At 72.9% G+C, this 9,097-nt stretch carries 8 protein-coding genes; 3 read left to right on the plus strand and 5 right to left on the minus strand.

All coding sequences use genetic code 11. From position 1 onward, the window contains the following. Positions 1–6: 6 nt before the first annotated feature. From BG482_RS15980 to BG482_RS15990, 3 genes are read right to left on the minus strand one after another with little or no spacing between them, the layout of a single operon-like run. Positions 7–942, minus strand: coding sequence for a hydroxymethylglutaryl-CoA lyase (locus BG482_RS15980; RefSeq protein ID WP_069769705.1), 936 nt, complete (start codon positions 940–942; stop codon positions 7–9). 11 nt (positions 943–953) lie between these two features. Continuing rightward, positions 954–3,002, minus strand: coding sequence for an acetyl/propionyl/methylcrotonyl-CoA carboxylase subunit alpha (locus BG482_RS15985; protein ID WP_069769686.1), 2,049 nt, complete (start codon positions 3,000–3,002; stop codon positions 954–956). 12 nt (positions 3,003–3,014) lie between these two features. After that, positions 3,015–4,631 (minus strand): carboxyl transferase domain-containing protein, encoded by a 1,617-nt coding sequence (locus BG482_RS15990; RefSeq protein ID WP_069769687.1) that lies wholly within the window; start codon positions 4,629–4,631, stop codon positions 3,015–3,017. Positions 4,632–4,728: 97 nt separating this feature from the next. Here BG482_RS15990 and BG482_RS15995 point away from each other — a divergent pair, with 97 nt between their 5' ends. From BG482_RS15995 to BG482_RS16005, 3 genes are all read left to right on the plus strand, one after another. Next, a complete protein-coding gene (locus tag BG482_RS15995; RefSeq protein WP_069769688.1) occupies positions 4,729–5,328 on the plus strand; it encodes a TetR/AcrR family transcriptional regulator in 600 nt (199 codons plus the stop codon). A gap of 170 nt (positions 5,329–5,498) precedes the next feature. Beyond that, a complete protein-coding gene (locus BG482_RS16000; protein WP_069769706.1) occupies positions 5,499–6,656 on the plus strand; it encodes an acyl-CoA dehydrogenase family protein in 1,158 nt (385 codons plus the stop codon). 36 nt (positions 6,657–6,692) lie between these two features. After that, positions 6,693–7,565 carry an acyl-CoA thioesterase II gene (locus BG482_RS16005; protein ID WP_069769689.1) on the plus strand — a complete coding sequence of 291 codons (873 nt, stop codon included), beginning with the start codon at positions 6,693–6,695 and terminating at the stop codon, positions 7,563–7,565. A 77-nt stretch (positions 7,566–7,642) separates the two neighbouring features. Here BG482_RS16005 and BG482_RS16010 read toward each other — a convergent pair whose 3' ends face one another. Both BG482_RS16010 and BG482_RS16015 read right to left on the minus strand, forming a co-directional pair. After that, on the minus strand, positions 7,643–8,443 hold the full coding sequence (locus BG482_RS16010; RefSeq protein WP_069769707.1) for a phosphatase: 801 nt from the start codon (positions 8,441–8,443) through the stop codon (positions 7,643–7,645). A gap of 66 nt (positions 8,444–8,509) precedes the next feature. Further along, a partial coding sequence (locus BG482_RS16015) for a helix-turn-helix domain-containing protein (protein WP_141746606.1) occupies positions 8,510–9,097 on the minus strand: 588 nt, incomplete at its 5' end.

The following is a 9,097-nucleotide window of genomic DNA, read 5'->3' on the forward strand; positions in this document are numbered from 1 at the left end:
GTCGGGTCACTGCTCCTTGTGGGGCTGTGTCGTGGTGCCGAGTGCTCGGACGGTGCGGGACGGGCTGGGTCGGCCCAGGTGGGTGGCCATCCACTCGCTTGTGGCGACGAGACGGCCGAGGTCCACCCCGGTGTCGATGCCGAGGCCCCGCAGCATCCACACGAGGTCCTCGGTGGCGAGGTTGCCGGTGGCGGACTTGGCGTACGGACAGCCGCCGAGACCGCCCGCCGAGGCGTCGACGGTGGTGACGCCGTGCTGGAGCGCGGCGAGGGTGTTGGCGAGCGCCTGACCGTAGGTGTCGTGGAAGTGCACCCCCAACGCGTCCGTGGGGACGCCCTGTTCGTTCAGCGCGGTGAGCAGGGCCCGCACATGGCCCGGGGTGGCCACGCCGATCGTGTCGCCCAGACTCAGCTCGTGACAGCCCAGGCCGAGCAGGGCACGGCAGACCCGGACCACCTGCTCGACCGGGACCGCGCCCTCCCACGGGTCGCCGAAGCACATGGAGAGATAGCCGCGCACCCGCACGTCCTCGGCCCTGGCGCGGGCCACCACCGGCTCGAACATGGCCAGCGCCTCGTCCACCGTGCGGTTGAGGTTGGCCTTGGCGAAGGACTCGGTGGCGCTGGCGAAGACGGCGACGCCGCGCGCGCCCAGCGCCAGCGCCCGGTCCAGTCCGCGTTCGTTGGGCACCAGCACCGGCAGCGCCACGTCGAGATCGCTCACCATCGGGAACAACTGCTCGGCGTCCGCGAGTTGGGGGACCCACTTCGGGTGCACGAAGCTGGTGGCCTCGATGGTGGTGAGGCCGGCGTCTGCGAGGCGGTGCACGAACTCGGCCTTGACGTCCGTGGGCACGGTCGTCTTCTCGTTCTGCAGGCCGTCGCGGGCGCCGACCTCGTGGATGCGCACCCGCGCGGGCAGGCCCGGAGCGGGTACGGCCATGGGGAGCGTCGTCACTTCTCCTCCTTCGCCGGATCGGTCGCCGGGTCGGTCGCCGGATCGGTCACCGGGGCGACGACGGCCAGTACCTGGTCCATGGCGACCGTCGTGCCCGGTGTCACGTCGAGTTCGGCGACGGTGCCGGCGTGCGGCGCGGAGATGACGTGTTCCATCTTCATCGCCTCCACGACCAGCAGGCTCTGGCCCGCGGCCACCTCGTCGCCGACGGCGACCTTGACGACCGTGACCGTGCCGGGCATGGGCGCGGTGAGCGAGTCGGCGCCCGCGTGGGCCCCCCGGGTGAGGGAGGCGGCCACCGGGTCGTGGTCGCGCACCTGCCAGGCGTCGCCGTCGCGGCCCAGCCAGGTGCCGTCCGGCAGCGCGGCGAAGGCGTGCGTGACCCCGTCGAGCCGGCAGACGAAGCGGGGGTCGTCCGGTCGCGGGGGCAGGATCCCGGAGCTGCGCCGCGGGGTCTCCTCCCCGTCGAGCAGCACCTCCCGCCCGCCGTCGGCCGTGCCGCGCACCCGGACCGTCACCGGGTCGTGTCCGGGCACGTGCAGGTGGTGTGCGGTCCAGGCGGGCTCGCCGCCCAGCCGCCAGCCGTCGGCGACCGAGAAGGGGTCCACCCACCCCGTGCCGGGCGCGGGGGCCGGCGCGGGCCGGCGCAGCAGCGCCGCCGCCGCGTAGACGTCCGGCGGGACGTCGGCCGTGACCAGCGAAGCGGCCTCCCGTTCCACCAGTCCCGTGTCCAGCTCGCCCGCCACGACCGCCGGGTGGGCCAGCAGCCGCCGCAGGAACCCGGCGTTGGTCTGCACGCCCAGGGTGACCGTGTCGGCCAGGGCCGCCCGGAGTTTCCTGAGGGCGCTCTCCCGGTCCGGACCGTAGGCGATCACCTTGGACAGCATGGGGTCGTAGAGGCTGCCGACCTCGGCGCCCTCGCTGAGCCCGGAGTCGGTGCGCACGCCGTCGCCCTGCGGCTCGTGCAGCCGGAGCACCGTGCCGCCGGACGGCAGGAACCCGCGCGCGGGGTCCTCGGCGCAGACGCGGGCCTCGACGGCGTGTCCGGTCAGCCGCACGTCCTCCTGGCCGAACGGCAGCGGCTCGCCGGCGGCCGCCCGCAGCTGCCACTCCACCAGGTCCAGGCCGGTGACCAGTTCGGTGACCGGATGCTCCACCTGGAGCCGGGTGTTCATCTCCATGAAGTAGTACGACGACGGATCGCCGCCCGGCACGATGAACTCCACCGTGCCCGCCCCGCGGTACCCGCAGGAGCGTGCCGCCTGCACGGCCGCCTCGCCCATCGACGCGCGCGTGGCCTCGTCGAGCAGGACGCTCGGCGCCTCCTCGACGATCTTCTGGTGCCGGCGTTGCAGCGAGCACTCGCGTTCGCCGAGGTGGATCACGTTGCCGTGGCCGTCGGCGAGCACCTGGATCTCGATGTGCCGGGGCCGGTCGACCCACCGCTCGACGAGCAGCGTGTCGTCGCCGAAGGAGGCGCGGGCCTCACGGCGGGCGGCGGCGATCTCCTCGGCCAGCAGCGACGCGTCGCGCACCAGCCGCATGCCCTTGCCGCCGCCGCCCGCGCTCGGCTTCAGCAGCACGGGAACGCCGATCTCGTGGGCGGCGGCGATGAGCTGGCCGTCCGTCAGGCCGCTGCCGCTCGATCCGGGCACCACCGGAACCCCGGCCTCCCGCACCGTCGCCTTGGCCCGGATCTTGTCGCCCATGAGAGCGATGGCCTCGGCGGGCGGCCCGATGAAGACCAGCCCGGCGTCGGCGCACGCGCGGGCGAAGCCGGCGTTCTCGGCCAGGAACCCGTACCCCGGGTGGACGGCCTGGGCGCCGGTCCGCGCGGCCGCCTCCAGGAGCCGTTCGACCGACAGGTAGCTGTCGGCGGCGGGCGGCGGGCCGATCCGGACCGCCGTGTCCGCCTCCCGGACGTGCCGGGCGTCCGCGTCGGCGTCGGAGAAGACCGCCACCGAGCGCACGCCCATGGCGCGCAGCGTGCGGATGACGCGGACGGCGATCTCGCCCCGGTTGGCCACGAGCACTGTGTCAAACATGAAGTCCCCTCCTCACATCCGGAAGACGCCGAACCGGGGCTCGCCCAGCGGCGCGTTGGCGCAGGCCGTCAGGGCCAGGCCCAGCACCTGCCGGGTCTCCTGCGGTTCGATGACCCCGTCGTCCCAGAGCCGGGCGGTCGCGTAGTAGGCGTTGCCCTGCCGCTCGTACTGCGCACGGATCGGATCCTTGAAGGCCTCTTCGTCCTCGGCGGGCCACTCCTGGCCGCCGGCCTCCAGCTGGTCGCGCTTGACGGTCGCGAGGACGGAGGCGGCCTGCTCACCGCCCATGACGGAGATCTTGGCGTTGGGCCACATCCACAGGAAGCGGGGCGAGTAGGCCCGGCCGCACATGGAGTAGTTGCCCGCGCCGTACGACCCGCCGACGACGACCGTCAGCTTCGGCACGCGCGTGCACGCCACGGCCGTCACCATCTTCGCGCCGTGCTTGGCGATGCCGCCGGCCTCGTAGTCCTTGCCGACCATGAACCCGGAGATGTTCTGCAGGAACACCAGGGGGATCCCCCGCTGGTCGCACAGCTCGATGAAGTGGGCGCCCTTCTGGGCGGACTCGGAGAACAGGATGCCGTTGTTGGCGACGATCCCGACCGGGTGGCCGTGGATCCGGGCGAAGCCGGTGACCAGGGTCTGCCCGAACTCGGACTTGAACTCCGCGAAGCGGGAGCCGTCGACCACGCGCGCGATGACCTCGCGCACGTCGTAGGGGGTGCGCGAGTCCACCGGGACGGCGCCGGTCAGCCCGTGGGGGTCGACCTTGGGCTCCACGGAGGGCCGCACCTGCCAGGGCAGGGGTCCGCGCTCGGGGAGCGTGGCGACGATGGTGCGCACGATCCGCAGCGCGTGCGCGTCGTCCTGCGCGAGGTGGTCGGTCACGCCCGACACACGCGCGTGCACGTCGCCGCCGCCGAGCTCCTCCGCGGTGACCACCTCTCCGGTGGCGGCCTTCACCAGCGGGGGCCCGCCGAGGAAGATCGTGCCCTGGCCGCGGACGATGACCGCCTCGTCGCTCATGGCGGGGACGTACGCCCCGCCGGCCGTGCACGAGCCGAGCACCGCCGCGATCTGCGGGATCCCGGCCCCGGACATCCGGGCCTGGTTGTAGAAGATCCGCCCGAAGTGCTCGCGGTCCGGGAACACCTCGTCCTGCATGGGCAGGAAGGCGCCGCCGGAGTCCACCAGGTACAGACAGGGCAGGCGGTTCTCCAGCGCCACCTCCTGGGCGCGCAGGTGCTTCTTGACCGTCATCGGGTAGTACGTGCCGCCCTTGACGGTGGCGTCGTTGGCCACGATCACGCACTCGCGCCCGCCGACCCGCCCGATCCCGGCGATGACGCCGGCGGCCGGGGCCTGTCCGTCGTACATCCCGTCGGCGGCGAGGGGGGCGAGCTCCAGGAACGGCGAGCCCGGATCCAGGAGGGCGTCGACCCGGTCGCGGGGCAGCAGCTTGCCGCGTGCGGTGTGCCGGGCCCGCGCCTTCTCACCGCCTCCCAGCCGGGCCGCGGCGAGCTTGCCGCGCAGCTCCTCGGCGAGCGCGCGGTGCGCCTCCTCGTTGGCCCTCCAGGCCTCCGACGCGGGGTCTGCCGCGCTCGTCAGCTCCGGTGCCTCTTCCATCCTCGCGGTCCCCTCACGCCAGTGATCGACTGTTAATGAGCGTTAACCATTTCCTTCAGGTTAACGACCGCTAACCTCCCTGTCTAGAATTGCCCTCATGGCCACGAGAACAGACGCTCCCACCCGGCGCGAGCAGATCCTCAGGGAGGCCGCGCGTCTGTTCGCCGAGCGCGGGTTCCACGGCGTCGGGGTGGACGAGATAGGGGCCGCGGTCGGCATCAGCGGTCCCGGGCTGTACCGCCACTTCCCCGGCAAGGACGCGATGCTCGCCGAACTGCTGGTGGGCATCAGCGGCCGGCTGCTGACCGGTGCGAAACGACGCCTGGAGGAGGCCGACGGGGTGTCCTCCGAGGCGGTGCTCGACTCGCTCGTCGAGGGGCACATCGACTTCGCCCTCGACGACCGTCCCCTGATCACCCTGCACGACCGCGAACTGGACCGCCTCCGCGACAGCGACCGCAAGCTGGTCCGCCAGTTGCAGCGGCAGTACGTCGAGCTGTGGGTGGAGGTCCTGCGCGCGGTGTACCCGGGCCTCGCCGAGCCCGCGGCCCGCTCGGCGGTCCACTCGGTCTTCGGCCTGCTGAACTCCACCCCGCACCTCGGCCGACCGGGTTCCCTCCCCGGTCGCACGGCCACGGCCGGGCTCCTGCACCGCATGGCCCGCGGCGCGTTCGCGGCCGCGGCCGCGGGGGAGTGACGAGCGTTACGGCCGACCCTATGGACTCCTCTCCCTACCCGCCGGTACGGTTGCCCTGAGCAAGCGCTTAGCCATGGGGGCCACCGCAGCCACTCATCGCGGAACCCCCACGGCGAGCAACCAGGTACGCGAGAGCGGCGCCGGTTCAGGCGCACAGAAGGGTGGCGGCGGTGCGCCGTACGGTGTTCAACGAGGACCACGAGGCGTTCCGGGAGACCCTCCGGGCCTTCATCGAGGCCGAGGTCGTCCCGGTCTACGACGAGTGGTTCGCGGCCGGCCAGGCGCCGCGCGACTTCTACTACAAGCTCGCCGAGCTGGGCGTCTTCGGCATCCGCGTCGACGAGGAGTACGGCGGCGCCGGCATCGACTCGTACAAGTTCGAGGCCGTCCTCTACGAGGAGACCGCCCGCGCGGGCATCACCTTCGGCGGCTCCGGCGTGCACGTGCTGCTCGGCCTGCCGTACATCAAGCTGCTCGCCACCGACGAGCAGAAGAAGCGCTTCCTGCCGAAGTTCGTCTCCGGCGAGGAGATGTGGGCGATCGCGATGACCGAGCCGGGCACCGGCTCCGACCTCGCGGGCATGAAGAGCACCGCCAAGCTCTCCGAGGACGGCACGCACTACGTCCTCAACGGCTCCAAGACCTTCATCACCGGCGGCGTCCACGCCGACCGCATGATCGTCTGTGCGCGTACCGCCGCGCCCAGCGCCGAGGACCGCCGTCACGGCATCTCCCTCTTCGTGGTGGACACCAAGGCCGAGGGCTACTCGGTCGGCCGCAAGCTGGACAAGCTCGGCCTGAAGACCTCCGACACCGCCGAGCTGGCGTTCGTCGACGTCAAGGTGCCCGTCGAGGACCTCCTCGGCGAGGAGAACAAGGGCTTCTACTACCTCGGCCACAACCTGGCCTCCGAGCGCTGGGGCATCGCCTACGGCGCGTACGCGCAGGCCAAGGCCGCCGTCCGGTTCGCCAAGCAGTACGTGCAGGAGCGCACGGTCTTCGGCAAGCCGGTCGCGCACTTCCAGAACACCAAGTTCGAGCTGGCCGCCTGCCAGGCCGAGGTGGACGCGGCCGAGGCCGTCGCCGACCGCGCCACGGAGGCCCTGGACGCCGGTGAGCTGACCCCGGCCGAGGCCGCCAGCGCCAAGCTGTTCTGCACCGAGGTCGCCCACCGCGTGATCGACCGCTGCCTCCAGCTGCACGGCGGCTACGGCTTCATGAACGAGTACCCGATCGCCCGTCTGTACGCGGACAACCGCGTCAACCGCATCTACGGCGGCACGAGCGAGATCATGAAGTCGATCATCGCGAAGGACATGGGTCTGTAAGCAGCCCGCAATTACGGGCCGCTACAACTAGATGCCATGAGCCAGGCACTACAGGATCTCCTCGATCTGCTCGACCTGGAGCAGATCGAGGAGAACATCTTCCGCGGCCGGTCCCGGTCCGCCGTCGTCCCGCGCGTGTTCGGCGGGCAGGTGGCGGCCCAGGCGCTGGTCGCCGCCGGGCGCACGGTCCCCGAGGACCGGCACGCCCACTCCCTGCACGCGTACTTCCTGCGCATGGGCGACCCGGGCGCGCCCATCGTCTACACCGTCGAGCGCGTCCGCGACGGCCGCTCCTTCACCACCCGCCGCGCGGTCGCCGTCCAGCACGGCCGGCCGATCTTCACGCTGTCGGCGTCCTTCCAGACGTACGAGGAGGGCCTGGACCACCAGACGCCCAGGCCGCCCGCGCCGGACCCGGCCACGCTGCCCACCTCCGAGGAGCGGCTGCGCGGCTACGACCACCTCGATCCCGTGGTCGTCGAGAAGTTCCTGGAGGCCCGCCAGGCGATCGACCTGCGGTACGTCGACGACCCGCCGTACGGCCGGTTCGGGGAGCCTCGCGAGCCGCACAGCCAGGTCTGGTTCCGCACCAACGGCAAGCTGGCGGACGACCCTCTGCTGCACGTCGTCCTGGCCACCTACGTCTCCGACATGACGCTGCTCGACTCGGTCCTGCTCGCGCACGGCCGCGGCGGCTGGGCGGTCGGCGACGTCGTCGGGGCGTCCCTGGACCACGCCATGTGGTTCCACCGCCCGTTCCGCGCCGACGAGTGGCTGCTGTACGACCAGGAGTCGCCGTCCGCGCACGGCGGCCGCGGCCTCGGCCAGGCCCGCATCTACACGCAGGACGGCCGGCTCGCCGTGTCGGTGATCCAGGAGGGCGTGGTCCGCGTCCCCCGGGAGGACTGAGGGAGCGTCCACGGACCGGACCGGTCCGCCTCGCGCAGGCCCGCCTCCCGCAGGCCCGCGTCCTGCAGGCCCGCGTCCTACAGGTCCGCCTCCCGCAGGCCCGCCTCCGTCAGCAGGTAGGCGACCATCGGGTCGTAGTGGCGCGGGCTGACGACGTGGTCGTCCAGGGGGACCGCCACCTGGACGACGCCCTCCGCCTCGCCGATGAAGAGGGCCGGGTCGTTGCAGTCGGCGTAGCCGACGGAGTCGACGCCGTGCCGGCCGGCGTAGCCCGCCCAGCCGTGGTCGGCCACGACCAGGTCCGGCAGCGGGCGCCCCGCGCGCTCCAGGGCCGTCAGGATGGCCTTCATCGGCTCGCCGGAGTGGGTGTGCCACAGGGTGGCCCCGTGCTCCAGCACCGCCACGTCGGCGACCTGCCAGACGTACCCCTCGTCGGTCTGCAGCCCCTGCGGGATGACGACGATCTCGCAGCCCGCCTCGCGCAGGGCGGCGGCCGTGGCGCGGTGCACGTCGAGGAGGCCGCCCGGGTGGCCGGTGGCGAACAGGACCCGCTGCCGCCCGTCGGCGGCCTTGCGCAGCCGGGCCGCCATCCGGTCCAGGCCGTCGACCGTCAGCTGCGGGTCGATGGTGTCCTGGCCGTAGCGGTACTCGGGGTCGTCGTTCACGCCCACCCGCTCCGCCATCACCGCGAGCACGTCCTGCTCGTCGCTCCAGCGGTCGCCGAGTTCCAGACCGAGCCAGAAGTTGCGGACACCGTTGGCGAGTTGACGGTAGTGGGACAGGTTGTTCTCGCGGGGCGTGGCGACGTCCCCGGCGATACGGGTCCTGACGAGGTGGTCGACGAGTTCGGCGCGGCTGGGCGTCCCGGGTATCGGCATGGTCTCCATTGTGAGGCAGCGGGCTGTGCGCGTCCTCGCCGTTCCGGCCGCTGGGACACGCGTCACTCACCGGTGTTTCAGGGCGAACCACAGCTCCATCCGCACGTCCGCGTCGTCCAGGTCGGCGTCCAGCAGGGCCGCGCAGCGGGCGATCCGCTGCCGCACGGTGTTGCGGTGCACCGACAGGGCGACCGCCGTGCGGTCCCAGCTGCCGTGCAGCGACAGCCAGGCCCGCAGCGTCTCGGCGAGTGCCGGGGAGGCGGCGAGGGGCGCGAGGAGCGCCCGCGCGTGCTCGGCGGCCTCGCCGGGCGGGACCAGGCCCGCCAGGGCCGTTCGCCCACCGTGCCGGACCAGGGCCGTGCGGGTCGCCAGGGCGCGGGCCAGGGCAAGGGCCGCCTGCGTGTCGGCGAGCGGCCACTGCGACGGCTCGACGACGGCGCTGACCCCGATCGTCCAGCCGGGCTGCGGCCCCGGTTCGCGCTCGGCCGGCACGAGGACCCGTACGACGTCGGAGGCGAGGTCGACCAACGGCGATCCCAGCGCCGCGCCGAGCGCGGAGGCGGCGACGGGGCCGGGCTCCGCCGCCTCCGGACGCGCGTGCACGACGGTCCACCGCTCGCCGCCGAGCAGCGCGGCCACGTCCTCGGGCGCACC

The sequence above is a fragment of the Streptomyces sp. LUP30 genome, from assembly GCF_001746365.1.
GTDB lineage: Bacteria > Actinomycetota > Actinomycetes > Streptomycetales > Streptomycetaceae > Streptomyces.